Source organism: uncultured Campylobacter sp. (genome assembly GCF_938041645.1).
In the GTDB taxonomy this organism is placed as follows: Bacteria; Campylobacterota; Campylobacteria; order Campylobacterales; family Campylobacteraceae; genus Campylobacter_B.
The window spans coordinates 1-26,169 of record NZ_CALIST010000065.1 but is presented as its reverse complement, the minus strand read 5'-3'; the positions used below and the strand labels follow the sequence as shown (position 1 = coordinate 26,169).

At 47.5% G+C, this 26,169-nt stretch carries 28 protein-coding genes; 20 read left to right on the top strand and 8 right to left on the bottom strand.

What is annotated here, in order from left to right:
- Positions 1-585: 585 nt before the first annotated feature.
- Entirely contained in the window at positions 586-1,008 is a 423-nt protein-coding gene (locus Q0600_RS09505) for an EamA family transporter (RefSeq protein WP_298759658.1), read from the bottom strand.
- A 467-nt stretch (positions 1,009-1,475) separates the two neighbouring features.
- Between Q0600_RS09505 and Q0600_RS09500 the strand changes: the two genes are divergently transcribed.
- On the top strand, positions 1,476-1,859 hold the full coding sequence (locus Q0600_RS09500) for a DUF4878 domain-containing protein (protein ID WP_298759655.1): 384 nt from the start codon (positions 1,476-1,478) through the stop codon (positions 1,857-1,859).
- Positions 1,841-2,452 (top strand): YiiX/YebB-like N1pC/P60 family cysteine hydrolase, encoded by a 612-nt coding sequence (locus tag Q0600_RS09495; RefSeq protein ID WP_298759652.1) that lies wholly within the window; start codon positions 1,841-1,843, stop codon positions 2,450-2,452. Before Q0600_RS09500 ends, Q0600_RS09495 begins: the two co-directional genes overlap by 19 nt.
- 300 nt (positions 2,453-2,752) lie before the next feature.
- Here the strand turns inward: Q0600_RS09495 and nusA are convergent, their stop codons facing one another.
- Entirely contained in the window at positions 2,753-3,880 is a 1,128-nt protein-coding gene (nusA, locus tag Q0600_RS09490; protein ID WP_298759649.1) for a transcription termination factor NusA, read from the bottom strand.
- Between the two features lie 158 nt (positions 3,881-4,038).
- Here nusA and Q0600_RS09485 point away from each other — a divergent pair, with 158 nt between their 5' ends.
- Genes Q0600_RS09485 through Q0600_RS09470 form a run of 4 tightly spaced genes read left to right on the top strand, consistent with a single transcriptional unit; the run spans position 4,039 to position 7,008 of the window.
- Positions 4,039-4,281, top strand: a complete 243-nt coding sequence (locus tag Q0600_RS09485) for an HP0268 family nuclease (RefSeq protein ID WP_005870077.1) — start codon at positions 4,039-4,041, stop codon at positions 4,279-4,281.
- A complete protein-coding gene (gene miaB / locus Q0600_RS09480; protein ID WP_298759647.1) occupies positions 4,278-5,573 on the top strand; it encodes a tRNA (N6-isopentenyl adenosine(37)-C2)-methylthiotransferase MiaB in 1,296 nt (431 codons plus the stop codon). The genes Q0600_RS09485 and miaB overlap by 4 nt, the downstream gene beginning before the upstream one ends.
- Positions 5,554-6,216: a lysophospholipid acyltransferase family protein gene (locus tag Q0600_RS09475; RefSeq protein ID WP_298759644.1), complete on the top strand. Its 663-nt coding sequence runs from the start codon at positions 5,554-5,556 to the stop codon at positions 6,214-6,216. The genes miaB and Q0600_RS09475 overlap by 20 nt, the downstream gene beginning before the upstream one ends.
- A 36-nt stretch (positions 6,217-6,252) precedes the next feature.
- A complete protein-coding gene (locus Q0600_RS09470) occupies positions 6,253-7,008 on the top strand; it encodes a hypothetical protein (RefSeq protein WP_297948694.1) in 756 nt (251 codons plus the stop codon).
- Between the two features lie 227 nt (positions 7,009-7,235).
- Here the strand turns inward: Q0600_RS09470 and Q0600_RS09465 are convergent, their stop codons facing one another.
- The 4 genes from Q0600_RS09465 to panC are packed head-to-tail and all read right to left on the bottom strand — an operon-like array spanning position 7,236 to position 11,007.
- A complete protein-coding gene (locus Q0600_RS09465) occupies positions 7,236-7,892 on the bottom strand; it encodes a metallophosphoesterase (protein ID WP_298759641.1) in 657 nt (218 codons plus the stop codon).
- Positions 7,889-8,875: a tRNA lysidine(34) synthetase TilS gene (gene tilS, locus Q0600_RS09460; RefSeq protein WP_298759638.1), complete on the bottom strand. Its 987-nt coding sequence runs from the start codon at positions 8,873-8,875 to the stop codon at positions 7,889-7,891. Before tilS ends, Q0600_RS09465 begins: the two co-directional genes overlap by 4 nt.
- A gap of 1 nt (position 8,876) precedes the next feature.
- A complete protein-coding gene (gene rimO / locus Q0600_RS09455; RefSeq protein ID WP_298759635.1) occupies positions 8,877-10,184 on the bottom strand; it encodes a 30S ribosomal protein S12 methylthiotransferase RimO in 1,308 nt (435 codons plus the stop codon).
- Position 10,185: 1 nt separating this feature from the next.
- Entirely contained in the window at positions 10,186-11,007 is an 822-nt protein-coding gene (panC, locus tag Q0600_RS09450; RefSeq protein WP_298759632.1) for a pantoate--beta-alanine ligase, read from the bottom strand.
- 164 nt (positions 11,008-11,171) lie between these two features.
- On the opposite strand from panC, the gene Q0600_RS09445 reads away from it, so the two are divergent.
- The 5 genes from Q0600_RS09445 (at position 11,172) to Q0600_RS09425 (ending at position 13,927) form a co-directional block, all read left to right on the top strand.
- A complete protein-coding gene (locus tag Q0600_RS09445) occupies positions 11,172-11,471 on the top strand; it encodes a DUF883 domain-containing protein (protein WP_298759629.1) in 300 nt (99 codons plus the stop codon).
- Positions 11,472-11,730: 259 nt separating this feature from the next.
- Positions 11,731-11,967: a hypothetical protein gene (locus Q0600_RS09440; RefSeq protein WP_100067308.1), complete on the top strand. Its 237-nt coding sequence runs from the start codon at positions 11,731-11,733 to the stop codon at positions 11,965-11,967.
- A 58-nt stretch (positions 11,968-12,025) separates the two neighbouring features.
- Entirely contained in the window at positions 12,026-13,123 is a 1,098-nt protein-coding gene (prfB, locus tag Q0600_RS09435; protein ID WP_298759626.1) for a peptide chain release factor 2, read from the top strand.
- Positions 13,124-13,143: 20 nt separating this feature from the next.
- Positions 13,144-13,479, top strand: a complete 336-nt coding sequence (locus Q0600_RS09430; RefSeq protein ID WP_297948706.1) for a type II secretion system protein — start codon at positions 13,144-13,146, stop codon at positions 13,477-13,479.
- A 10-nt stretch (positions 13,480-13,489) separates the two neighbouring features.
- Positions 13,490-13,927: a hypothetical protein gene (locus Q0600_RS09425; RefSeq protein ID WP_298759623.1), complete on the top strand. Its 438-nt coding sequence runs from the start codon at positions 13,490-13,492 to the stop codon at positions 13,925-13,927.
- A 176-nt stretch (positions 13,928-14,103) separates the two neighbouring features.
- Here the strand turns inward: Q0600_RS09425 and Q0600_RS09420 are convergent, their stop codons facing one another.
- Both Q0600_RS09420 and uvrA read right to left on the bottom strand, forming a co-directional pair.
- The gene (locus Q0600_RS09420) at positions 14,104-15,255 is read right to left on the bottom strand and encodes a hypothetical protein (RefSeq protein ID WP_298759620.1); all 1,152 of its coding nucleotides are present in this window, start codon (positions 15,253-15,255) and stop codon (positions 14,104-14,106) included.
- Between the two features lie 22 nt (positions 15,256-15,277).
- Positions 15,278-18,124: an excinuclease ABC subunit UvrA gene (uvrA, locus tag Q0600_RS09415; protein WP_298759618.1), complete on the bottom strand. Its 2,847-nt coding sequence runs from the start codon at positions 18,122-18,124 to the stop codon at positions 15,278-15,280.
- A gap of 74 nt (positions 18,125-18,198) precedes the next feature.
- Between uvrA and Q0600_RS09410 the strand changes: the two genes are divergently transcribed.
- The 9 genes from Q0600_RS09410 to Q0600_RS09370 all read left to right on the top strand — a co-directional run bounded on the left by Q0600_RS09410 (position 18,199) and on the right by Q0600_RS09370 (position 26,012).
- Positions 18,199-19,317: a hypothetical protein gene (locus Q0600_RS09410; RefSeq protein ID WP_298759615.1), complete on the top strand. Its 1,119-nt coding sequence runs from the start codon at positions 18,199-18,201 to the stop codon at positions 19,315-19,317.
- A gap of 100 nt (positions 19,318-19,417) precedes the next feature.
- The gene (locus Q0600_RS09405; RefSeq protein ID WP_298759612.1) at positions 19,418-19,888 is read left to right on the top strand and encodes a hypothetical protein; all 471 of its coding nucleotides are present in this window, start codon (positions 19,418-19,420) and stop codon (positions 19,886-19,888) included.
- A 73-nt stretch (positions 19,889-19,961) separates the two neighbouring features.
- A complete protein-coding gene (locus Q0600_RS09400) occupies positions 19,962-21,236 on the top strand; it encodes a spore photoproduct lyase family protein (RefSeq protein WP_298759609.1) in 1,275 nt (424 codons plus the stop codon).
- Between the two features lie 364 nt (positions 21,237-21,600).
- Complete coding sequence (locus Q0600_RS09395; protein WP_298759607.1) at positions 21,601-22,266, top strand: SDR family oxidoreductase; 666 nt, start codon at positions 21,601-21,603, stop codon at positions 22,264-22,266.
- Entirely contained in the window at positions 22,256-22,756 is a 501-nt protein-coding gene (locus tag Q0600_RS09390) for a hypothetical protein (RefSeq protein ID WP_298759604.1), read from the top strand. Before Q0600_RS09395 ends, Q0600_RS09390 begins: the two co-directional genes overlap by 11 nt.
- A gap of 103 nt (positions 22,757-22,859) precedes the next feature.
- Entirely contained in the window at positions 22,860-23,285 is a 426-nt protein-coding gene (locus Q0600_RS09385; protein ID WP_298759601.1) for a hypothetical protein, read from the top strand.
- A gap of 88 nt (positions 23,286-23,373) precedes the next feature.
- Complete coding sequence (locus tag Q0600_RS09380; RefSeq protein ID WP_298759598.1) at positions 23,374-23,889, top strand: hypothetical protein; 516 nt, start codon at positions 23,374-23,376, stop codon at positions 23,887-23,889.
- Positions 23,876-24,850, top strand: a complete 975-nt coding sequence (locus Q0600_RS09375; RefSeq protein ID WP_298759595.1) for a hypothetical protein — start codon at positions 23,876-23,878, stop codon at positions 24,848-24,850. The genes Q0600_RS09380 and Q0600_RS09375 overlap by 14 nt, the downstream gene beginning before the upstream one ends.
- Before the next feature lie 100 nt (positions 24,851-24,950).
- Positions 24,951-26,012: a hypothetical protein gene (locus Q0600_RS09370; protein WP_298759592.1), complete on the top strand. Its 1,062-nt coding sequence runs from the start codon at positions 24,951-24,953 to the stop codon at positions 26,010-26,012.
- Positions 26,013-26,169: the final 157 nt, after the last annotated feature.

The window sequence follows — 26,169 nt, the reverse complement described above, 5'->3', positions numbered from 1 at the left end:
AGAGGGATCGTCTAAGGCTAAAGGTAAGAGAGGCAAGAAAGGTAGGGGAGAGTAAAATTCTCCCGACCTTAGCTCATTATTCTACAAGTCTAGCGCTTGCGACGAATGCAAGGGTTAGGCAGCAAGCGTATAAATTTAGGCGGAGCTATGGAAGTGTGCAAGATTTTAATTCGAATCTCGCGTAATTAGCTTGCTCGACTATATTGTAGATTTAGAAGTTTACAGTTCGATTTAAACTTGCGGATGCGATTTTATTTTATGGTACGGCGAGTCGATATTTTTTTGGAATTTTAAGGTGCAAATTCCTGATTTATTATAAATTTTAATCTCACTACTTTTAAGCAGAACTAAAATTACCCTAAAGACCGCCTAACTACAGCAAGGTATCGGCAAATCGATTACCGGCGCGTTTCAGCTAATGCCTAGAAATCGTGTAGGCTAAAGTCAAGCCATAAGAAATCATAGTGGTTTAGGGCGGCAATTTTGCAGAAGCGGCAGTGGGTTTATCTGATCAAAGCGTATAGTATAGCGCGAGCGTGGCGGTTAAAAAGACCACAAGAGATAGGTTTAAGGCAAATTTCACCCTTATTTAAACGCTAGCATTATTACGCCTGCGCCGATGAGTGCTAGCGCGAGCCATTCGCGAAGACTCGGGCGCTCGCCTAAAAAGATCACAGCGATAATTACAACGAGTACTACGCTTAGTTTATCGATCGGTGCTACTTGATAGGCTTTGCCGATTTGTAGGGCTTTGAAATACGCTAGCCACGATGCACCCGTCGCCAGCCCGCTTAGTATCAAAAACACCCAGTTGCGAGGGGTTAGGCTCGATAACGGCTGCCAGGCTTTAGCGTAGCGCAAGAATATGGCGAGGCAAAAGGCAATGATGATCGTGCGGATAAAAGTTGCGAAATGAGAGTTGATCCCTTCGAGTCCGATTTTTGCAAATATCGCAGTCAGCGCCGCAAAGAGTGCTGATGCAAGCGCCAAAGCCGCCCAAGTTTCCATGATTTTCCTTTAGAAAAATTGCTGAATTATAGCCCCATTTAGATAAAATTTGTTTATAATTTTGCGAGCGTCGCAGCAAAAAGCTAAATCGCAAGCGAGCAATCCTACGAAGGCGGCATTGAAATTTTAAAATTTTAGCCGCAAAATACGGCTAAATTTCAGTTCCGACAAGCAAAGCTCGCCTCGCGCGTTACCGAATGAGTTTGGGCACCGTTTGAGTGGTGTGCCGCAAGACACGGTTCGCAGAAACTGCTATAAAATTTTGCTTTGGCAAGATAAAATTTTATTGAGGCAAGACGAGCTTTCCTTTGAATGCCAAATCTCGCTTTAATGTAGTAAAAGCACTACCGAATACGCCTTTCGCAAATCCAAACGCGATATAAATTCTACCCGAGCAGAAAGAGCTCAAATTTAAAAAGCATTTACCGCCCGTATATAAAATTTCAAAATTTCTATAAGGAGAGCTTATGAAAAAATTTCTACTCGCGCTCATCGCGATATTCGTTTTAGCGGGCTGCGGCAGCGACCCGAAAGGCGTAGCCGAGGACTTCATCAGAGCCCTATACGAGGGCGATTCTAAGACTTTGGTGGATGCTATAGATATACCCGATAAGGACAGATCGGACGACGGCTCTATGCAGATGATAAACGGCAAACTGATGCAGATGGCAGGTGCCGGCAAGGAGGAGGCTTCCAAGCGCGACGGGCTAAAGGGCGTCTCGGGCGAGCTGCAAAATAGCGACGAGAAATCGGTGCTCGTGAAAGTCGTCGTGTCTTTTAAAAACGGCACAAACCGCACCGAGAGCGTTAAACTCGTCAAAAAAGACGGCAAATGGAAGGTTGCGCTTTAGCCAAAAAGCTTCTCGTCTGTCTGATCTTCGCTCTAGGCGGGCTCGGCGAGCTTTGGACGCTCACGCGCGCGCCTGTCGCCAAAGAGCCGCTACGAGTGCCGGATGAAATTTTATCAAATCTACGCATGGGCGATCTCGTCTTTCGCATGGACGACGTCACCGACAGCCGCATAATTGCAACCGCAACGAATTTTAGATACTCGCACGTAGGCATGATCGTGCGCGAGCGCCCGCTTTTGGTGGTGCACGCCGTAACGGGTGAGGGCGAGCGAGAGGGCGTCGCGGCCGTTTCGATGCGGGAGTTTTTGACGCATGCACGAGACTTTGGCGCGGCGCGGATGAAATTTTTAAACGAGGAGCAAAAGGCGCGCCTAGCCGCCTCTTTACTTAAGCGCGTCGGCGAGGGCTTTGCGCTAAGACCTCGCGGCGAAGCGAACCTATACTGCACGACGCTACTTGAGCAGGAAATCTCTAAAATCACAGAATTCTCGCCGCAGTATTTCGAACTCAATCTAGCTGTCCTAGGCGGCGAATACCTCGCGCCGAAAGCATTTTGGCATTACGGCGGCATCGAAATTTTATACGAGCGGTAGGCGCGACTTAACTTGGGGCGGAATTTTGCGCGCTGTGTAAATTTAAATATCGCATCAATTCAAATCCGCGAATGAATAGAATTTAAGCTTAGAATTCTGCGCCGTAAAATTTCGGTCAAATTTCGCCTTTACGCTAAATTTTAAAATTCCGAAACGGCGTAAAATTCTACGTAATATAGAATTTCGTGGAGTATTAAATTACAAAATTCCATTAATTACTAAATTTGCAAAATTTGGTAGGCATGGAATTTTATAGAGCGCGCGACTTGCAAAATTTTAAAAAGTGAGACGCGCGAGCTTTTACAGCTCGCCGAAAAGCGCTTCGAGATTTTTAAGGCCTTCCTCTGTGGAGACCTTTTTCTCGCTTGCCGAACCGGTTTCGATAAGCTCGATCTCGCAGCCGCACAGCATCGAGGCGAGTCGGATATTTAGGCCGTTTTTGCCGATCGCTTTGCTTTTTTGATCGGGGTTTACATAGACGATCGCCTTGCCGTCCTGCGCTATTTTGACCGAGTTTACGATCGCAGGCGCCATTGCACGAGTGATCAAAATTTCGGGACTTGCGGAGTATTCAAACGCGTCGATGCTCTCGCCGCCGCTTCCGTCTTGCAAATTTTTGCTTAAAAATCTACTCACCGCGTCGATGCGAGCGCCTCCTTTGCCGACGGTAGCGCCTACCGGATCGACGTTTGGCGAGACGGCGCTAAGCGCGATTTTGGCACGCCTGCCGGGGATTCTGGCGCAGGCTTGGATGATGACGCTGCCGTCTTTGATCTCGGGGACTTCGGCGGCGAGTAGGGCTTCTAGGAATTTCGGGCTGGTACGCGAAAGCTCCAGCCTGATACCGTGAGATTTGTCGATGGCTACGTTTTTTATGACGGCTTGCAGCACGTCGCCCACTTTAAAATTTTCGCCCTTGATGCGGTTTTTTTGTGGCATGAAGGCTTTCGTATCCTCGATCTCTACGTAGGTCGTGCCGTCGTGATCGATCTTAGTGACGGTGCCGTGGGTGAGGGCGCCCACCTTGCTTTTATAATTTTCAAAAATTTTCTCCTCAAGCAGCCTTTGGATGTGGAAATTTAGCTCTCTGGCCAGTACACCGGAAGCCGTGCGGCCAAGGTTTTCGATATTTATTTCGTAGCTTAGCTCATCGCCGATCTCCGCGTTTTCGCCTATTTTTTTGGCCTCGCTTAGCGCGATGAAGTTGTGATCGCCGAGCCGCTCATCATCATCCGCGACGACGTGAACTTTTTGGTAAAGCTTGACACGCTTGGTCTGCGGATCGACTTCGCTATCGTAGAGATATTCCTCGCCGAAAAGTCTTTTTGCGGTCTGGATGAACGCCGTTTTGACGCGCTCTTTGACGTCTGCGGGCTCAAGCCCCTTTTCATTTGCAATCGACTCGATGATGTCGGTGATTTTTTCCATCAATTTTCCTTAAGATTTGATTTCGTGCTACTAAATTTGGATTTTAAATTTTGAAGTGCGGTATTATATGGAATTTTGACTTTATTTTTATTTAAACGAATTATTATCTAAATTTCGCTAAACTCACGGGTTTAAAAAGATAAATGAAAGGATAGATCATGCAGCTAAAACTTGCCAGAACGGAGCTTGCTTCTAAGCCAAAAAGCGTTAAGATCGAGGATTTGCAAGCCCAAGTAGAAAAGAGCGGACAGAAAATATTTTATCTGGATAGAGAAAATTCTCAAAAAGATTTAGCCGCTTTAGTGGATTTTTTCGATACTAAGGGTTTTAGCGTGTATCAACGCATAGTGCGATACGGACTGAACGAAAACGAGTATATGTACGAGGTGCATATCCTTTGAGTAAACTCCTCTTCATCCAGACCCTAGGTTGCGCGATGAACGTGCGCGATAGCGAGCATATTATCGCGCAGCTAAAAGAGCAAGATTACGAGATCACCGACGACGTAAATATTGCGGATCTGATCTTAATAAATACCTGCTCCGTACGCGAAAAGCCCGTGCATAAGCTTTTCAGCGAGATCGGAGCTTTTGATAAGGCGCGAAAAAAAGGCTCTAAAATCGGCGTTTGCGGCTGCACCGCAAGCCATCTGGGCGGAGAAATTTTTAAGCGCGCACCCTTTGTGGATTTCGTGCTCGGCGCTAGAAACGTATCTAAAATTTCGCAAGCCGTACGTACGCCAAAATTTATCAGCACAGACATAAACTACGACGAGAGCGAGTTTGCCTTCGGCGATTTTGCGAGCTCGCCATATAAATCCTTCATAAACATAATGATCGGCTGCGATAAAAAGTGCTCCTACTGCATCGTGCCGCAGACTAGAGGCGATGAAATTTCGATCCCCGCTCAAATCATCTTGCGCGAAGCCGAAAGATCCGTAGCTCGCGGCGCCAAAGAGATATTTTTGCTCGGCCAAAACGTCAATAATTACGGCAAGCGCTTTTCTAGCGCACACGAAAAAATCGACTTCAGCGACCTGCTCATGCGGCTTAGCGAGATAGAGGGCATCGAGCGCATCCGCTTTACTAGCCCGCATCCGCTGCATATGGACGATAAATTTCTAGACGTTTTTTGCAATAATTCTAAAATCTGCAAATCGATGCATATGCCGCTACAAAGCGGCTCTAGTAAGGTTTTGCGCGATATGAAGCGCGGATATACCAAGCAGTGGTATCTAGACCGCGCGCTTAAACTGCGCCAAAGCTGCCCGGGCGTAGCGATCAGCACCGACATCATCGTGGGCTATCCAAGCGAGAGCGAGGAGGATTTTGCCGAGACGATGGAGGTGTTAGAAGCGGTGAGATTCGAGCAGGTTTTTTCGTTTAAATTTAGCCCGCGACCGCTCACGCCTGCAGCAAACTTAAAGCCGCTGGATGATGAAATTTCAAGCGAAAGGCTAAGCAGGCTACAAAGCACTCACGCTAAAATTTTAGACGAGATCGCAGGAGCGCAAAAAGATAAAATTTTCGACGTATATTTCGAGGAGCTGCGCGAGGACGGCACCGCGTGCGGTAGAAGCTTTTCAAATTTTCTAATCTGCGCGCAAGGAAGCGAGGAGTTGTTAGGCAAAACGCGCAGAGTGCGTATCGAAAAGACCGCCAGAATGGCGCTTTATGGACAAGTTATCGCTTAAAAAGCGGTTGTTTTTCCGCGCCTCTGAATATCTCATTTTTATCCTGATTTGGTGTATTTTTTTAACGTGTAGGGTTAAATTTACCCCCACGAAGCTGCCCGGAAAGCCCTGCGTCGTCGTATTTTGGCATGGAAGGCTAGCGATGATGAGCTTTGCATATAGGCGCTGGTGGTTGCGGGATTTCGGCGGCAAGAGGCGCGCTAAGGTCATCATCTCGGATCACAAAGACGGCGAGATAATTACGCGCGTGATCTCGCATTTCGGCATCGGCGCGATCCGCGGCAGTAGTTTCAAAGGCGGCGCGCGCGCGCTTATGGGTGCGATCAAAGAGATAAAAAACGGCACCGACGTCATCATCACTCCCGACGGTCCGCGCGGCCCCCTTCACAGCGTCGCCGATGGAGCCGTGATCCTTGCGCAGCGACTGAACTTAGGCATTTACGCGCTAAATTACGAAGCGAGCAGTTTTTGGAAATTTCATAGCTGGGACGAGATGGTCTTGCCAAAGCCCTTTTCGCGTATAAATTACAGCCTCAGCGCGCCGCTAAATTTAGAAGGACTTGGCCTTGAAGCGGGCAAAGAGGCGATCAGGCGGCTGCTTTTTGCAAGCGCCGAGCAGGACGCTAAATTTTGTTTGAAATAATAGTCTTTTGGTATAATTGCGATTTTAGGAGAGAAAATGGCACTATTTAAGGCAAAATCATTCCTCGGCGTCGCTAAAAGTGCCGACGCATGCGAGTTTTTTTATAGAAAATTGGGCTTTGGCAAAAGAATTTTGGATGAGAAATCCGATCGTTTTCCCATCGCGCAAGAAAATGATCTGGCTACCTCGCTAGCGGGCTTTGCAGATCTGAGTGATAAAAATTTAATCTCTTGCGTGCTGATAGACGACGAAAATCAAAGGGTGCATTTTAACGAAGATTATATGATTAAAGAAAATAGTATTTATCAAAAAGTCGATGATAGCTTCATAGTGGAATTTCCTCGTGCAAGTGCACAGGCGGCGGATGAGACTTTTGGAATAGAATTTAGCTCGCACGCTAGTTTATTTAAAATTTTATACTTCTTGCTAAAAAATCAAAGCGATTTTGAAAATATGGCGATGTTTGCGCTGAAATTTAATAACCGCGCATGTTTCGTCGTTGCCAACCAAGAACGCGTGCTCTACGCCGATATAATGCGTATCGACGAGGAGATGCAGGCAGCGATGAGCGACGCGGACGAGCTATTTTACGAGCTTTTAAATTTTCAGATCGAGACCTTCTATAAATCCGAAAATAGCGAGTTTCTCACCAACGTTTTCATTTACTCCGACGGCACGCTTAGCAACGAGATCGGCTATGTGATTTTCACGCGCATCTTCATCAAAACAAATTTGATAAATCTAAATTTCGCCGATTACATCAACAAAATCGCGATGCTGGAAGCCCGCTAGATCAAATTTTTCGCTCCGCACTTAGGCAGAATTTTAAAATTTTATCTTTGCAATTGCGCCTGCTTGATACGATTTAGTTGCCTGTTTGTGCCGCATTTTATTAAATTTTATCTCGCGTTACATAATGGATTTTGGCTGGGTAAAATCATTCGTATTTAAATCAGCTCGATTTTAAATTTAAGCTCATTTGCCGCAAAGATCCGTCTTGCACCGCAAATTATATTTTTTCACGAATCCCGATTAATTTTACGTAAAAAATTTTCTATCAAAGCCCGCCTTTGCTCCACGTCGTCGCTATCACTAATGCCCTCTAGCTCGCTTGCGTGATGGGCCTTGGGCGGGATATCTTTCAGATACGACCACACCTCGTCCTCGCTTAAAATTTTGCCGTGCAGATCAAAACCTACGTTTAGCGCTCTGCCCGAAACCTCGGCGATATCTGCGTGCAGGTGACCATAGAGCATCAGTGCGCCATAATGGCAGTTTGCCCACTCGATCATCGGGTAGTGAGACAGAGCCGCTCTCTTATGCGATAGGCGCACAAAGGCATATCCCACGATCTGCTCAAACATAAAATTGCCGTCCGCCTTGCGTCCGCTTAGCAGTTCGTTTTTCATCGCGGCGATGCGCCCATCGTGGTTACCGAGCACCAAAAAATGTCGCCCGTTTAGTCTGCGAAGTAACTCGCAAGTGTGCGCAAAATCCTTGTGAAAGGAGACGTCGCCGAGATTATAGACAAGATCCTCGGGTGTAACAAGTGCATTCCAAGCGGCGATGAGATTTTCATCCATCTCGGCTACGTTCGCACCTTTTCTAAAATTCGGGTATTTTTTCAGCACCAGCTCGTGGCCGAAGTGTAGATCGGAGGTAAAATAAACGCTCATAAAAGCTCCTTAAATAGCGCAAGATCCGCGCCCGAAGCAAACAAAAATCCGCGGCTTATCGGCGGAATAGCAAGCTGTCTGCACGCTTCTTTAAATTTCTTTTCCATAGCCGCTTTGATATATGGCGTCACAAGGATAAATTTTTCGCCCGCGCCCACGGCTACCTTGCCGCCTAGCACGCAGCCTGCGCCGTTTTCTAGGCAGCGCGCGCATTCGTTTCGCTGTGCGGCGCTTAGCACGAGCCCTAGTCTCTTGCACGCCTGATCCGCGCCGCGTATCTCGTTTGCACCGCGTTTTACGAGATAAATTTTAGGTGCGGGATTAGAAATTTCGGGAGTTAAATTTAACACGTCGGCTGCCAAAAACTCAAAGCTTTTTTTTACGCCACCAAAGTACTCATCCAAAAATGGCTCGCTAAATTTCGCGCGAATAAATCCGCGCTTAAACTGCTCCGTTAAATTCGTCTCGTCGGTAAAGTATTTTAGATTTCGCTCACGTAAAAACCGCTCCAGTTCGCACTTTCGCACGCCTAGAAGCGGACGAGCGATCACGTAATCCTCGCGAGCCTCTAGCTCTTGCATGCCTAGCATCTCGTTAAGCCCTGCGCCGCGCCCAAGCTGCATCAAAAACCACTCAAATTTGTCGTCAAACTGATGCGCCAAAATCAAATTTTCATAGCCCTGCTCGCGGCAAATTTGGCCAAAAAACTCATATCTAGCCGTGCGTGCCTCGTGCTCGAAATTTGACGCGCCCAGTCGCACGCTTTTTACGTAGATTTGTTTGTGAAATTTGGTCGCCAAGTCTCGCGCCGAGGCGACTTCATCTTTGCTTTGCGAGCGGACATTGTAATCTACGATCGCAAGGTTAAATTCCACGCCCGCCTCGTCCAGAAGGTAAAAAAGCGCCGTACTATCGACGCCGTGCGAAAAAGCAAGCAGATTTCGCCCTGATTTTAGCTTGCGTAAAACGGGCGCGCTTAGCACTTTAAGCCTTTGCCGTGATCTTGCCTAGCGCCTGGCTGCCCGCCACCTGCGTGATCTCGCACCAGTAGCGACCGCCGGTTTCTAGCTGCTCCACGTCGCTTTCGTTGATCAAAATTTCGCCGTCGATATCCTTATCCCACAGTGCCTTTTTCGCGGCGTAAAACATCTCGCCCTCGCTGCTTTCGCCCTCCAAAGAGACGATAAATTTTTGCCCTAGCTCCTGCGCGAAGCTCGCCTCGATCGCGGCGCGAGTGATCTTTTCTATTTTACTTAGGCGCTTTGAGATGATTTTGGCGGGCACTTGCTCCATCTCATACGAGAGCGTGTCCTCCTCTTTCGAATAAGCAAACGCCGAAACGCGGTCAAATTTAAACTCCTGCAAAAACGCGCAAAGCTCGTCAAATTCGGCTTCGCCCTCGCCCGGGTGCCCGACGATGACACCCGTTCGTAAAAACGCACCAGGCGCGCTTTTCATCAAATTTAAAAGCTCTTTGATCCGCGCCGCGCCGCTTCCACGCCTCATGATTTTTAGCATTTTGTCGCTCGCGTGCTGGATCGGCATATCAAAGTAGTTCGCAAACACCGGCGAGGCGATGATACGCTCCACTAGCGCGTTTGAGGTCGTGCTCGGGTAGAGATAAAGTATGCGCGCGGTTTTGACGCCATCTATCTTTTCGACCGCGTCGATGAGAGAGATGAGGCCGTCGCTAACAGCGTGATCGCGCATATACGAGCTGCTGTCCTGTGAGAGGAAGCTAAAGTCGTAGTAACCTTTTTTCACGAGCTTTTGCACCTCGTCTATGATGTTTTCCAGCGCGCGGGATTTTAGCTTACCTTTAAAGGTCGGTATCGCACAGAAGCTGCATTTTTGATTACAGCCCTCTGAAATTTTGATGTAGGCGTGGTAGTTCGAGCCCGTTATCACGCGCTCTTCGCTTGTTTGCAGGTAGGTATCGGGGCTAAATAAATTTTGCTTTTTTAGGATGATTTCATCGATCTTGTCGTAATCTCCGACGCCGGTGAAAAGATCGACCTCGGGTAGCTCCTTCATCAGCTCCTCGCGGTATCGCTGCATTAGGCAGCCCGTAACCACGAGCAAAGAGCCTTTTTTACGCGCTTCGTGCATATCTAGGATCGCGCGGATACTCTCCTCTTTTGCCGAGTTTATAAAGCCGCAGGTGTTTACGATGATGACGTCGGCAGAGGCGATATCTGGCGTAATATCGTAGTTTTGCAGACGCCCGAGCATGATCTCGGAGTCGACTAAATTCTTATTACAGCCTAGAGAAACGAGATGGAGTTTTGCCATTTTACAGCCAGATATTATCGATCAGGCGGGTTGTGCCGACCTTTGCAGCAAGTAGGATTATCGTATCGCCTTGCTTGATCTGTGAAATTTCATTAAATTTATAATCCACGAATGCTATGTAATCGACCGCCAGCGGCTCAAGCACGCTAAGCATCTTTTCGCGGACGATATTTAGGCTGATCTCGCCTTTTTTAATAAGCGAGCTGGCATTTAGCAAGGAGCGCGAAAGCTTAAGCGCCATAAGCTTTCCCTCCTCATCCAAATAGGTGTTGCGCGAGCTAAGCGCGAGCCCATCACTTTCGCGCACAATCTCACAAGGGATGATATTTATAGGCATAAAAAAGCTCTTTACCATCTTCTGCACGATGAAAAGCTGCTGGGTGTCCTTTTTGCCCATATAAACGTTGCTAGGACGAGTTAGATTAAAAAGCTTATTTAGCACTTTTAGTACGCCGTCGAAGTGCCCGGGACGCGTTTTGCCTTCTAAAATTTCACTTATCGGCTTAGGTGCTATGATCGCTGGCTCCTCCGTGCCGTAAATTTCATCCGCGGTCGGGATAAAAAGCGCGTTCACATCGAGGCTTTCGCAAATTTTAATATCGCCCGCTTCGTTTTTTGGGTAGCTGTTTAGATCCTCGCCGGGCAAAAACTGCGCCGGATTGAGGAATGCCGAGACGATTACGATGTCGTTTTCGTTTCGCGCTCTTTTTATGAGGCTCGCATGCCCCGCGTGCAAAGCCCCCATCGTAGGCACGAAGCCTACGCTGCCGCTTGCTGATGCTCTGAAGCTTTTTAGCTCCTCTACGCTTCTAATGATCTGCATTGTTCTCTCTTTTCAATATAAAATATTAGGCTGGCAATTATATCAAAAAATATTAAAGGTATAAATTAAGCGCAAAAGGGCGGTCTATTTAGCGAGTGTTAATCAATAAGTACTAAAATCTACTACGAGCTTTAGCTCTAAAACAAACTTCAAAAGGAGCGAAAATGGCTACTCAAGAGACAAATTTAGATTCTTTGAAAAAGGATATCGACTCTTTGAAAGCGGATTTTAAAGAGATTATGAAGTCCATCAAAAACATAGGCGCAGAGCGTGCAGAGTCTGCTAAAGATAAAATTCTAGATCAGCTAAACAGCAATGAGATCAAAAAATATATAGATGATCTAAGGCTCAAAGGCAAAGACGGCATAGAAAACGTGAATGACACGATAAAACAAGACCCGATAAAAAGCGTCGCTATCGCTGCGGGCGTCGGATTTTTGCTCGCTTGGCTGCTGAAAAAATAATGGCCGGCATATCTGAATTTATAGTTTCGGTAGTAGAGCTCGTAGACGCTCAAGCTAGCGATATTAGGCGTTCTTTTTTAAAGAGCGCCAATTCGGTTTTATTAAATATAATTACGGGCGTGATTTGCATTATAGGCTTAGTATTCTTTTTGTTAGGACTGCACGCGCTTCTTGAAAAAACTATCGGAGAAATTTGGGCGTATTTTGCTTGCTCTATCGCAGCTTTTTTATGCTCTATTATCGTATATAAGGTGCTTTCGTGCAAAGCGAAATGACAAAAGAGAAGCTAAGACTAGTGGTGTCTATGCTTGAAGATAAAAAAGCCGATTGCAAAAAGTTGAAGCTAGAAGAAGCAAAGCTAAAACTGCTACTAAACGACCCCTTGCCCGATCTCTCGACGGAGCTTAAACTGATTAATCATGGCAATATCAAGCAGGTTTTGATATCCCTAATAGATAAATGCTTCATAATACCCGCCTTAAATAAAATTTTATAAACAACCTTAATCCAAAATATGTTATAATCACGCCAAAAGCATAAAAAGGTCTTAAATTTTGGATAATTACGAATACACGGAACTTTTAAAAACCCTAAGTACTAAAGTCGAAAATATTGCAGGCGTCGTAAAACCGGAGAACATTAAAGCGCGCCTAAAAGAGATCGAGGAGCTTGAAAACGATCAAAATCTCTGGCAGGACATCGCAAAAGCAGGTGCCATCGGCAAGGAAAAAACTAAAATTTCAAATATCTTAAATAAATTTCTAAACGCTAAAAATGCCGTAGATGACGCGAAGGCTCTATATGAGCTGGCAAACTCGGAAAACGACGAAGAGACGATAAACTCGCTTTTTGCCGAGGCGGGTGAGTTAGAGGACAAAATCATAAATTTAGAAATTTCTATGATGCTTGGCGGCGAAAACGACGATAAAAACGCTATCGTCAGCATTCATCCGGGCGCGGGCGGTACGGAGAGCAACGACTGGGCGAGTATGCTATACCGCATGTATCTGCGCTTTTGCGAGAGAGAGGGCTTTAAGATCGAGGTTTTGGACTTCCAAGAGGGCGAGGAAGCAGGTCTTAAGGACGTTAGCTTCATCGTGCGCGGCGAGAACGCCTACGGATATCTGAAAGCCGAAAACGGTATCCACCGCCTGGTGCGCGTAAGCCCATTTGATAGTGCAGGGCGCAGACATACGAGCTTTTCAAGCGTGATGGTAAGCCCCGAGCTAAATGATGATATCGAGATAAATATCGAAGAGAAGGATATTCGTGTCGATGTGTTTCGCGCAAGCGGCGCAGGCGGGCAGCATATCAATAAAACCGAAAGCGCCGTGCGTATCACGCACATCCCAACGGGTATCGTAGTAAACTGTCAAAACGATAGAAGTCAGCACAAAAACAAAGAAACGGCGATGAAGGTGTTAAAGTCGCGCCTTTACGAGCTTGAGCTGATGAAACAGCGCGAAAAGGACGAAAACGTGCCTAAAAGCGAGATAGGCTGGGGGCATCAGATCCGTTCCTACGTACTTTTCCCGTATCAGCAGGTCAAGGACAACCGCAGCGGCGAGGCGTATAGCCAGACCGACGCGATCTTAGACGGTGATATAAAAAGCATAATCGAAGGCGTTTTGATTTCACAAGCGAACAAATAAATTTTTTTGAAAGGATGAGAATGAGTGAAGATGGAATTTTGCTAGCGCTAGGATATAGCGTAAACGACGCGACGGTCGCGCAGCTGCGAGGAATTTTATCGAAGTGTGATTTTGAGGATAACGAGCTTGATCGCATCGTGGGGCTGAACGATAAGCTTAAAATTTACGGTGCGCACGTGGCGATGTCCAATTCTAACCCATATTTTAAGATCAAAAATGACGCTACCAACGAGGAGCGCAAGACCGCTGTGGAGCAGATCATCAGCGCTTGGTCGGAAAAATTTAAGCTCAAGCTGCAAAAGGTCGCAGGCAAAGAGACCTATTACATTTTGGGTCGCCAAATTTCAAAAAATTAAGGAGCAAAATATGAAAAAAATTCTAGCTTTGATCGCCGCTGGAGTATTTTTGGCAGGCTGCGTTAGCAACGCACCGAAAAGTGCAGTCGATGCACCAAAGAGCGGCAAATATTCTTTCGCCGACGTTCAAGACGGTATCCGTGCGATGAACCTACAAGGCGGCGTCGTGCAAAGCGATGCGTGCAAAAACGGCAATGGCGCAATGTGTCTAAATTTTGCGGATTCTATGTATTCCAAGCACGACTACGCCTCTGCCGCTAACGCCTACAACGCTGCGTGCACGCTCTCTCAGAACTTCCCTGCTTGCCAGAAGCTCGCAGCGATGTTTGAAAAAGGCGAGGGCGTGGAGCAGAATAAATTCAACGCCATTGATCTATACCGCATCTCGTGCTATTACGGCTACAAGGACGCGTGCGCAAATATGCGCCGCTTAGGCTACAACGGCTAAGGCTTTGGGATTTAAATTTTAAAATTCTATTTTAGATTTACTCGCTACGAATGAGCTGCTTTCAAATTCCATTCCGCCGTATCGCGGGATGGAATTTGATGCGTGAAATTCTATTATCTAGCCGCAATGGCTAAGATTTTTCTTGCCTTCTCAATTTGCTCCATAACATACGCTTTTTAAAATTTAAACTTTCTAAATTCTATCTTTTCATTAAAAATCGACATCGTGCGTTGAAGATTGCTTATATCTTTTTGCATCGTTTGCATAAAATAATCTCTCAGCTGCACATACTCCTCTTTATTTGCCATCAAAATATTTAGTATCTCAACCTCGGCGTTTTCTTTATAAAGCACGAGCTGATCGTGAAGACCGAAAAAGCCGAGGCTGCCGTTGCGTAGGTGTATAAGAGGCTTTGCTCCGAAAATCCCCGACGCGGCTAAAACAAAAAGACACAATACATTAGTTATATATTGACCAATTGTTTCATCGTATGAGTCGGCGACAAAAGCTAATAAAAGCCAAAGAAGCAGCGCTATTTTTATAAACCAATTTACCCTTTGTCGCATACTGTGTCTGCAATCAAAGCTAATCACCATTGCGCCTATGCTGTTTAGTTCGAAAATCTTGCGAATTTTGTTTTTATGATAATACAGAATTTTATCGTTTTTAAACTCAAAATACATACCGTCTTTATCGCGAATTACGGTCAATAATGAAACCAATATAAATGGGAGCATTCGAAAGGTCTTAAGGCTAACGGGATTTACTATGGTAGCGAAAGTCAAAAATATAATAAAACCTATCAGTAGCGCCGGAAATTGATAAATCATAAATTCGTAATAAGTATGGTCTTTGATGATTATCGGCTCTTTGTCGTAGTCTCTAGTTTTAGAATTCTGCGATAAGGCGCCGCTATCATCCGAGATAAAATTTTGCGGCTCTGCGTTATTTTCATAGGAGGAATTCTTATCCGCTTCGGCTTCTAAATTTAAAGCGTCGGTAGCGAAATTAGGAGCTTTAGAATTCATGGATTCAGAATTTGAGACTTCAGAATCTGAAGATTTATAATTCAAGAATTTAGAATTTGAGATTTCGGAATTTTGAGCTTTAAAATTCGAAGCTTCAGAATTCCGGGCTTCAAAATTCGAAACTTCAAAATTTGAGACTTCGGAATTCGAGATTTCGGAATTTTGAGCTTTGAAATTCGAGACTCCAAAATTCGATGTTCCAGAATTTTCTCCGTTAAAATTTTGTACCAAGCCCTGCTTCGGCTCCTGATGCCGCTTTTGTAGTAGCTTTTTTAATTCCTCAAGCCTGCTTTGATCCATTCTTGCCCCCTAATAAGGCGTTTCAGCCTCGCTTATTTTTCCCCGCGCTTTTCATTGCCGCTAGCTCCTGCGCTAAAAATTCCCCCGTGTAGCTACCTGTCTTTTTAAAATCCTTCGCAAGCTTTTCTGGGGTGCCGCAAGCGACGATCCGTCCGCCGCCTTCGCCGCCCTCGGGCCCCATGTCGATGATATAATCGCAATTTTTGATGACGTCTAGGTTATGCTCGATCACAAAGACGGAATTCCCAAGATCGACCAGATGGTGCAGCACCGCTACCAGGCGATCTACGTCTGCAAAATGCAGCCCCGTCGTGGGCTCGTCCAGGATATATAGCGTGTTACCCGTGTCGGTGCGACTTAGCTCCTTGGCGAGCTTGACGCGCTGTGCCTCGCCGCCGCTAAGCGTCGTGGCGGGCTGGCCTAGCGAAACGTAGCCGAGCCCGACGTCCGCGAGCGTCTTTAGCTTTTGATAAATTTTGGGCACGGCTTTGAAAAACTCGAGCGCCTCGTCGATACTCATCGCCAAAACGTCGGCTATGCTCTTGTTTTTATATAAAATTTCAAGCGTTTGCGCGTTGTATCTCGTGCCGTGGCAGACGTCGCAGACGACGCTGATATCGGGCAGGAAGTGCATCTCGATCGTGATCTCGCCCTCGCCCGCGCATTTTTCGCAGCGCCCGCCCTTGACGTTAAAGCTGAAGCGACCGATCTTGTATCCGCGCAGTTGCGCTTCCTTCGTCGCGGCAAAAAGCGCGCGAATCTCGTCCATCACCCCCGTGTAGGTCGCGGGATTGCTGCGCGGGGTGCGTCCGATCGGGGTTTGATCCAGATAGATCGCTTTATCCAGGCTCTCAAGCCCCGAAATTTTAGCGCCCTTTACCGCGTGCACCTTTCTAGCGCGATTTAGCTCCTCAAGCGCGGTAGGCAGTATGGTTTGCAGCACTAAGGAGCTCTTGCCGCTGCCGCTAACGCCCGTGATGCCGACTAAATTTCGCAGCGGAAATTTCGCGAAAAGGCCGTGGATATTATTGATATTTACGTTTTTAATACTTAGCCAAAGCTCCTGCTTGCGGTGCTTTTGGTAGTTTATCTCCTTTTGGTTGTTCAGATACAGCGCGGTTTGCGTATTGCTTTTAAGCAGATGCGCGACGTCTCCTGCGAATACGACCTCGCCGCCTAGATTTCCTGCTCCGGGACCGATATCTACGACGAAGTCCGCCGCCTCGATCGTCTTTTTATCGTGCTCGACGACGATTACGGAATTTCCCTTTTCCTGTAAATTTCGTAGCGTCTTGATGAGCTTTTGCGTATCGCGCTCGTGAAGCCCGATGCTAGGCTCGTCGAGCACATACATCACGCCGCTAAGACCAGAGCCGATCTGGCTTGCGATACGAATACGCTGCGCCTCGCCGCCGCTGATAGTACGCGCATCGCGCCCCAGCGTGAGGTATCCCAGCCCCACGTCCTTTAAGAAAAACAGCCTCTCGTTGATCTCTTTTAGGATCGGCGCAGCGATCTGTGCGTCCTTTTCGCTTAAATTTGAAAATCGCTTCTCGTCGCTGAAAAATTCCACGCAGTCTGCAATACTCATATTTATCACGTCGCCGATGCCCTTGTCTGCGACCTTTACGGCGAGGCTTTCGGGGCGCAGACGCAGTCCGCCGCAGTCGGGGCAAATTTTTTCGCTCATATAATCGTCCAGATCGCTTTCGTTTTTGAGCAGATCATAGGCGTATTTGATCGCGCCCTCAAATTTACGCACGAGCTTATGTTTTTTCCAGTAAAAATCGATCTCCTTGACGCTGCCGTAGAGGATCAGCTTTTTTTGCTCCTCGCTTAAATTTGCGTACGGGATTTTAACGTTTATGCCGTTTGCCTCGCAAAATCCGAGCAGAAATTTATAGTAATAGCTCTTGTTGAAACCCGACATCACTTTAATCGCGCCGCCCTCGATCGAAGCGTTTTCGTTGATGATCTTGCCCAGATCGAGGCTAAATTTTATCCCGAGCCCGTCGCAGCTCTCGCACGCGCCCTTTGGGGAGTTGAAGCTAAACGCAAGCGGCTCGAGCGGCTTGAATGAAATTTTACAATCAAAGCACGCCATATGCTCGCTGTAGTGGATCAGACTCTGCGCGAGCCCCAGTTCGGCAGCGTTTGCGATCTCCACCTCAAGCTCGCCGAAGCTGAGCTTGAGCGCCTTTTCGACGTCGCTTGCGATACGGATGGAATTTTCCTCGTCGATGATCGTGCGGTCGATGATGACTTTGATCGAGTGCTTTTTCGTCTTGCTCAGCTCGATCTCCTCGTCCAGTCGCACTAACACGCCGTCGATTTGAGCGCGCACGTAGCCCTGCTCGCGCAAGCTTTGCAACATATCGGTGAAGCTGCCCTTTTTCTCGCGCACCAAGGGCGCGCCCAAGATCACCTTTGCGCCGCGCGGCAGCTTCATAATCTCGGCGATGATGTCGCTGGAGCTCATCTTTGAGATCGGCTTGCCGCATTTGTGGCAGTGCTGCACCCCTACGCGCGCATATAAGAGGCGCAGATAGTCGTAAATTTCAGTGATCGTACCCACCGTCGAGCGCGGGTTTTTCGACGTCGTTTTTTGATCGATCGCGATCGCAGGCGTCAGACCGTCGATCTTATCGACGTCGGGTTTGCCTACGCGGTCTAAAAACTGCCTCGCGTAGCTGCTTAGGCTCTCGACGTATCTGCGCTGTCCCTCGGCATATAGCGTATCAAACGCCAGCGTACTCTTGCCGCTGCCGCTAAGACCGGTAAAAACGACGAGTTTGTCCTTTGGAATTTGCAAATTTATATTTTTCAGATTGTGTTCACGCGCGCCCGTGATGGTGATGAGATCGTTCATTTTCGCCCTTTTGTGCAAATTAATCTTACATTATAGCTCAAATTGTTAAAATTGCGCTTTTGGAAGGGGCGGCGATGATACTAATCTGCACGGCTTTGCGCTGCGAAGCCCAAGCGATGATCGAGAGTTTTAAACTTACGCGTAGCGGCGATCTGTTCGCAGGCGAGCAGATGCTTTTATACATCTGCGGCGTGAGGTTTGGGGCTAAATTTAAAGCGGACGCGGAATTTGTTCGCCGTGCCGATACAGACGCGAAATTCGCGCGTGAGCTTCGCAAGGATCGGCGCGGCGCGGACGTGAAATTTAAGCACCGTTCGGATGCGGGCGCGCTCTGCGGCGGCGATGCAGAGGTCGGTTCTGCGCGAAATGCGGCTGAAAATTTTGAAATTTCAGATTTTGATTCCGCGCAGAATTCAGAGCGCTTCGGTGAAATTTTACTTTCGCGGCGCATGAACTTTGCGCTAAACATTGGCGTCTGCGGCTGCGAGGATACAAATGTGCAAATCGGCGAGGCATTTTACTTTGACGGCACGGCAGCGCAGGAATTTTGCGGCGAGGACGGATCGGAGCTTTGCAGCTCGCAGGTTGGGGAACACAGCGCGCAGACTCCGAAATTTCAAAACGTTTGCGAGCGGGAATTTTGCGGCGCGAGTTTGGACGGCAAGCTGCGGGCAAATTTAATCTGCGTAAGCGAGCCTAAAATTTTAAACGCAGCGGAGCGAACTGATGTGGCAAATATCGCAGAAATCGAGGGGTGCGGCGAGATAAACGCACAAGCCCTAACGCAAGGGGTAAACGGCGCAGCAGATACAAAAAATTTCACGCGCGACGCGACGCGGGCTGAAATACAAGGCGCAACGCAAGTTGAGACGCAAAATTTAGCGAGCGTAAAACCCTCACAAATCGCGGTAAGTGGGCACAACGTCGCGACGAATACCGCAGCGCGCGCAATACAAAATACGCTGTGCACGGCAAAAGGCGCTACTTGCGAGCGTGCAAATCGCGACATCAGGCTTTACGATATGGAGAGCGCGCTTTTCGTGAGCGCTTGCGAGCGAGCGGGCGTGCCGTGGGCGATGATGAAGATCGTAAGCGATCATCTGCGCGGCGAGCGGCTTAGCAAAGGCTTCGTCTATGAGCTCGTAAAGGCGCGCCTGCCGCAAATCCGCGCCGCGATAAAGAGCAAAATTTAACTACGAGTGCGTGCAAAAAAACGAGCCGAGAGATAAATTTGGCTTCATATGCCGAATACGACGCGGAATTTGAAGGTATTGCGGAGGCGCAGGAGAAACGATGAAAATAAAAGGCTCTTATCTGTGTTTTGCGCTCTTAGGGTTCGCATGCGTCGCGGCTTGCGCGTATGCCGTAGCGGATCTGTTTGCCGATCTGCCCTCGCTAGTCTTTTTAGCCCTTTTGCTTGCATTTGCCTGTATCGGGCTATGGCTAAAAGACGCCCTAATAGGCGCACGCTACCTATTTTACTGCGTCTGCGTGCAGCTACTCTTTGCGGCGGCCATTTTCGCCGCCCTTAAATTCCCCGCCATGGCGCAGTTTGTGCGCAGTGCGGAGATAGGCACCGGCATACCGCTAGGCATCGTTCTGCTCGTGCTGCCCGCGTTTTTCTGCGCCCTGCCGTATTACTACCGAACGGGCGTCAAAAAAATCCCGCAAAAGCTCATACTCGGCGGAATTTTGATTCTAAACGTCGCTATTACGCTAGCTTACGCCTTCTATTTCGAGCGACTATTCTGCGGTGCGATCTGAAATTTAAACGATTTTTAGTGACGGCGCGCGAAATTTAAGTATAATTTGAAAAATTTAAACGAAGCGGAGCAAGATGACGGAGGCGAAAAAGGAGCTGGGCGCGCAGTTTGGCGTGAATCTGGGCGAGCGATCAAACGCGTTTTTGGGCGCGCTATTTGATAAATTTCACTTTTCATTTCAGCAAAAAAAGCAGCTAGCGGAGTTTGCGAGCGATTTTGAGGCGTGGGACGAGGCGCCCATTTATGAGCTGCTTACAAGCGAGCGGTGTGGGCTAAATTTTAATAAAGCTAAATTTAATAAAGCAGGGAAAGTCCCAAGCGGCGAGCAAATTTTTAATTTCGTGCGCGAGACTTGGCTTGAGCTTAAATCGCGCCCGCACTCATACGCGAGCTTCAAAAGAGATTACGCGCCGAAAAAATTTGAAATTTCATCCTTTCGCGCGGATCGCATCGCTTTGGGCCGCTGTCCGGTGGCGAGCGAAAACACGCGCTGCTGCAATCTGCTGACGCTCGATGCGGTCAATTCGTGCGGCTTTGACTGCTCCTATTGCGCGATCGGCTCCTTTTACAAGCACGGGAAAATCGGCTTTGACGAGAATTTCGCGGCAAATCTAGCGCGCCTGCAGCTCGATCCCGCGCGCAGCTACCACATCGGCACGGGTCAGAGCTCCGACTCGCTCATGTGGGGCAATCGCTTCGGCATTTTAAGCGCACTAACGGACTTTGCGGCGCGGCATCAAAACGTGATTTTGGAGCTTAAAAGCAAGTCGAACAATATCCGTTTTTTCCTGCAGCGCGAGATCCCGCGCAACCTCATCGTCACCTTTTCGCTAAACACTCCCGCGATCATAGCGAACGAGGAGCATCTAAGCGCAAGCCTGGATGCGCGGCTGGCGGCAGCCGAAGCGCTCGCGGCGCGCGGTATTTTGGTGGGCTTTCACCTCCACCCGATGGTTTGGTACGAGGGGTGGCGGAGTGATTACGGCGCGCTTTTTGAGCGGCTGCTACGCAGCTTCGATCCAGGCGGCGTCGCGATGGTTTCGCTCGGCACGCTTACCTTCATCAAGCCCGTCGTCAAGAAGCTGCGTTCTCGCGGGCTGCGGAGCAAAATTCTACAGATGCCCCTTGCGGACGCGAACGGCAAGCTGTCCTACCCGCTGCAGATCAAGCGCGAGCTTTTTAAATTTGCCGCGGACGCGCTTTCGCCGTGGCGCGAGCGGGTGTTTTTCTACCTCTGCATGGAGGATGCGAGCCTGTGGCGCGAGGTTTTGGGACACGAGTACGAAAGCAATGACGCGTTTGAGGAGGCGATGAAGGCGGCGTATTTTGCAAAGATACGGCGGCGCTAAACGCGCTGTTTGTCGCAGACGTCGCGGCTTGTACTAGCTCGCATGCGGCGCCGAGGATACAGCGCGAAATTTGGCGGCGAGCGAGCGATTAAAATTTAGCGGCGCGCCGAGTTTTATAAAATTAAATTTTATAAATCGTGCGGGGCGGGCACAGCGAGCGGCGATGAAATTTTACAAAACGCTCGCACAGCAAAATGCCGCGGGCTAAATTTAAAATTTTACCCAGCGAAGTCGCGGCGCGGATTATTTAAACCGCGCAAATTTAGCGGCGGACACAATGAGCGGAGAAATTTAGCGTAGGGGCATTTACTCGGCGCGCGAAATTTAACGCGCCGAAGCGGCATGAAAATTTAAAGGAGAAAAGATGAAAGCATTGATCACGGGCGCAAGCGGCGGTATCGGCAGCGCGGTTGCGGAGCTTTTGCGACAAAACGGCTATGAAATTTTAACGCTAAACTCGCGCTTAGAAGATCTGGACGCGCTAGCGAAGGAGTGCCGCGCGCTGGCTGCGGCATGCGAGGTGGACGCGCTGATTTTATGCGCGGGTACGGCGAAATTTGCGCCGCTTGAGGCGATGAGCGAGAGCGAAATTTTAAAAATTTTAAACGTAAATCTCGCCGCAAACATCATCATCACGCGCACGCTTTTACCGAATTTAAAGCGCAACCGCGCCCATATCATCGGCATTAGCTCGATCGAGGCGCTGCGAGCGAGCCGCTTTAGCGCGGTTTATAGCGCGAGCAAGGCGGGGCTGCGGGCGTTTCTGCTCTGCCTTTTTGAGGAGGCGCGCAAGCAGATCAGAGTAAGCTGCATCAACCCGGACATCACCAAAACGCCGTTTTACGAGGATTTGAGCTTTGAGCCTGCGGATGATGAAGCAAGCTTCGTGGACGCGGAGGAGATTGCAAATTTTGTGCTGCAAATTCTGCGCACGAAGTCCAACGTGAGCGAGTTTACGATCCGCCCGCAAATCGTAAATCTGCGAAAAAAATCAAAATTTAACCGCAAAGGAGACGAGCTTGAAAACTAGTAAAAGTAAAATTTTTATTATGCTAATTGCGGGGGTTTTTATTATTTATGGAGTTATAAGCAGCGGCGGTATGTATTGTAATATGGAGGAATTCTTTTCTGATAAACAGGGCGAAGAGGATGACGCTTGCATCGCCAAGCTGATAAAACGAGCGGACGACGGAAACGGCTTTGCGGAAAGCAGGCTAAGATACCCAAGCAGGGCGTATATCAAGCGCGTATGCGAAAAGGGGGTGGAAAACTTAGGCGAGCGAGAGAGATATTATTTCGAGCGCTACCAGAGCTGTGAGCCCTGGGGCTTTAAAACCCCAAAATTGCAAGGCGGCGAAGCAAATACGACGAGTGGCAGCGGTAATTTAGCGCGAGGTGATATGAACGCAACAGACGGCGAGAGAAATTTAACGCGCGAAGGTGCGAATACAGTCCGCGATGAAGCAGGCGCGATCAAACGCGATATAAATTCTACGGGAGGGTCAAATGCCGGGCAATAAAGCGAAATTGAAAGCCAGTAAAAGTCAAATTTTTTTGTTAATTGTAGGAGTTATTATTCTGTGTGCCCTATATATAAGAAACAATGGCGCGTATTGCAACATTTTGGAATCTTTTTTAAACAATAAGGGCGAAGAGGATGACGCTTGCATAGCCAGACTAATAGAGCGCGCGGACGCCGGCGATGACCATGCGGTAAATCGACTAATGTATCCGAGCCAGGCATATATCAAGCGCGTATGCGAAAAGGGGGTAGAAAACTTGAGCGAACGCGAGAGATATTATTTCCAAGGCTTTAGCGGGGATCGATGCGATATTTGGGGCTTTAAAACGCCCAAATCAAAGGGCGGAAAAGCAGGTACGATGAGCGGCGGCGGTAATTTAGCACGAGGCGATACGGACGCGACGGACGGCGAGAGAAATTTAACGCGCGCCGAGGCGAACAACGGCAAATCTGACACTACGAGCAGCAAGACGAACACTACGGAGCGCGAAGGAAATTCTACGGAAGAGCAAAATGCTGGGCGATAAGATTAGCCTTGAGGGCGATATCGTAAATTTTATGTCGTTGGTCAAATTTGTGAAAAAATGAGTTAAAATTTATTACTCAAGGAAAAATATGGTAAAAAAGAGATCTTTAAAAATAAAAGGAAGCATATCGATTGCCATAATCCTGCTTTGGGTTTATTTTTTGATTACGGCGCTGAGCGGTGATAGATACTGTGGCATATGGGATTATATCGTAAACAGTGAAGAGGACGACGCCTGCATCGCCAAGCTGATAAAGCGCGCAGACGCGGGTAGTGAATTGGCGCTCAATCGGCTTAGATACCCTAGCAAGGCGTATATCAAGCGTGTATGCGAAAGAGGAGTGGAAAACTTAGGCGAGCGAGAGAGATATTATTTCGAGCGTTTAGGTGTAGATCGTTGCGAAGCTCCAAATTTTAAAGGCGGCGAAGCAAATACGACAAGTAGCAGCGGTAATTTAGTGCGAGGCGATACGAACGCGACTGACGGCGATGGAAATTTAACGCGCGCCGAGGCAAACAACGGCGAAGTTGGCACCGCGGGCAGCAAGGCGGACAAGATGAGGCGCGAAGGAAATTCTACGGAAGAGCAAAATGCTGGGCGATGAAAATTTAGAAAAATTTTTCTCACAAATCAACGCGGCGGAGTTTGGAATTTCGGCGGGCTCAAAGCTTGCTTTAAAAAATTCCAAGCTTGCAGGAAGCGCGAGAGACGGGAACAAGGACAAGCCCTTAAAATCACAAGGTGATGCGGAATTTTGTGGCGTACAGCCATATTCTAGCGGCGTGCAGCAAGATGAAATTTTAAAATTTAATGCCGAACCGCTGTTTAATGCCGAGAAAGCACACTTAAAATTTAACGTCCGTCCATCGCAGGTAGGGCTAAGTGCTCATCCGTCGCAGGCGCAGTTCGACGCCGAGCGAGCACAGACGAAGATCGAAAATTTCATGCGCGATCTGCTGCAAAACTATGTGATTTGCGTAAGTGGCGCGGAATTCGCCTTCGCGGAGATCGAGGCGTATTTTACGGGCGCGGATCGAAACACCTACAAGCGCACGTCGCGGGCGGGCGAGATATTTTTTCACAATTTCGGCTTTGACATTTCGTTTCGCAGCGTCCCGCAAAGCGGCGGCGGGATTTTGGTGCGAAGCCTGCGCGTCCTAAGTGGCGCAGAACTTTTGGCGGGTAGCTTACTTGGCTCGACGGGCGACTTGCACGGCTTGGCGGAGAGCGATTCGCTCGGCCATGCCGCCCCGCTCATACAAAACGGCGATTTTATCGCGGGTCCGCGCAAATGCATGGGTAAAATTTTAAATCTACAAACGCGAAATTTAAATTTTTCGCTACGGCGTGCGCCGCAAATAGCGCATGCAGCGGGCTTTAGCAACCGAATCCGACGAGGCGAGATCGTAAATGAAGCGAATCTGGACGCAAATACGCCAAGCGGCGCGGCGAAGCTTGCGAATGAGCCGCGTAGGCTTACTAGCGAGGAGTTTGAGGCGTATCTGAGCGCGGGCTGCGCTGCGGCAAAAACATATAAAAAATCGCTGCAAAGATATGAAGGCTAAATTTTGATCAAACGGCGCACAGCGGGCGAGCGGTAAAATTTAATGAGCTTTAAGTGGCGGCGTTATAAAATGGCGCGTCCATCAAATTTAAAGGCGGCAAATGGATCAAAGCAGGCTAGATGAATTAAAAAAGCCACTACAAAAGCGACATCAAGAGCCGAAGCGGGGCTCGGAACAAAATTCTAACGGCGAAAATTTTAAAGTCCCGAATTCTGAAATCCAGAATTCCGAAGCCTCTAATTTTGAAGTTTCAAATTCTGAATCCCTGAATTATAGAGCCCCGAATTCTAAATTCTTGAATTATAAATCTTCAAATTTCGAAGCTTCAAATTCTGAAACCCTAAATTCCGATCCCGACGCTTTAAATTTAGAAGCCGAAGCGGATCAGAATTCTGCCTGTGATAACAACGCAGAGCCGCAAAATTCTATCTCGGATGGCAGAGACGCTTTGCGGCAAAATTCCAAAGCTAGAGATTACGATAAAGATCCGATAATAGTAAAAAATTATGAGAAGTTTTTTGTATATTCGTTTCTAGTCCTATTATTGCCGATCTCTACGCTACATGCATTTTTAATTATAGATTTTATAAATCATGAAGATATTGGCATAGTTCAGTATTTCGCTATTTTATTCATTATTTTACTATCTACGGTTATAATATCCATATTTACCGTAATCCGCCCTAGACAAGAGATCAAATTTACAAACAAGTATATAGAATTCATTAACGACGGCTTGGTTGAAAAACGCTGTGAAATTGACGAAAACGCCTTATCTTTAAATTTCTCTATCGGAATTTTGGCAAGTTCATATGAGATAGGAAAATCTGAAAAGATATTTTTGTACTTTATCGCTATTTTTATGTACGTAACATGGTGGAATATATTTTTTATAGCGATATTCTTTACATATTTATTCGGGTTTTTATTAAATTTTATACTTTATCTGTTTATAAATAGTAATTTAAAAGGGTTTAGGGCTCTGCCGTTTATTAGGATCGCACGCCCCTCATACGGCAGATGGTTTAGGAACAAACCCGTTTATCCAAGATATTATCTCGTTTATCTCTATAATCAAAAAATTTATGATGAAATTAAAGAATATTTTTTGCTGAAAAACGTAAATATAAATAACGTTAAGAAAGATTATTTGTTTATCTAACGAGGAGGATAAAATGACGAGGGAAGAGGTCGCGAAGAAAGAGTCAGGCAACGTATATAAAAGTCTTTTGTCAATTAAGCTATTACAAATTTATATCTATTTTTAAAGAGGGGCTTGAAATAATGGAAAATTATAATAAACAAAAAGCCAGAGATTA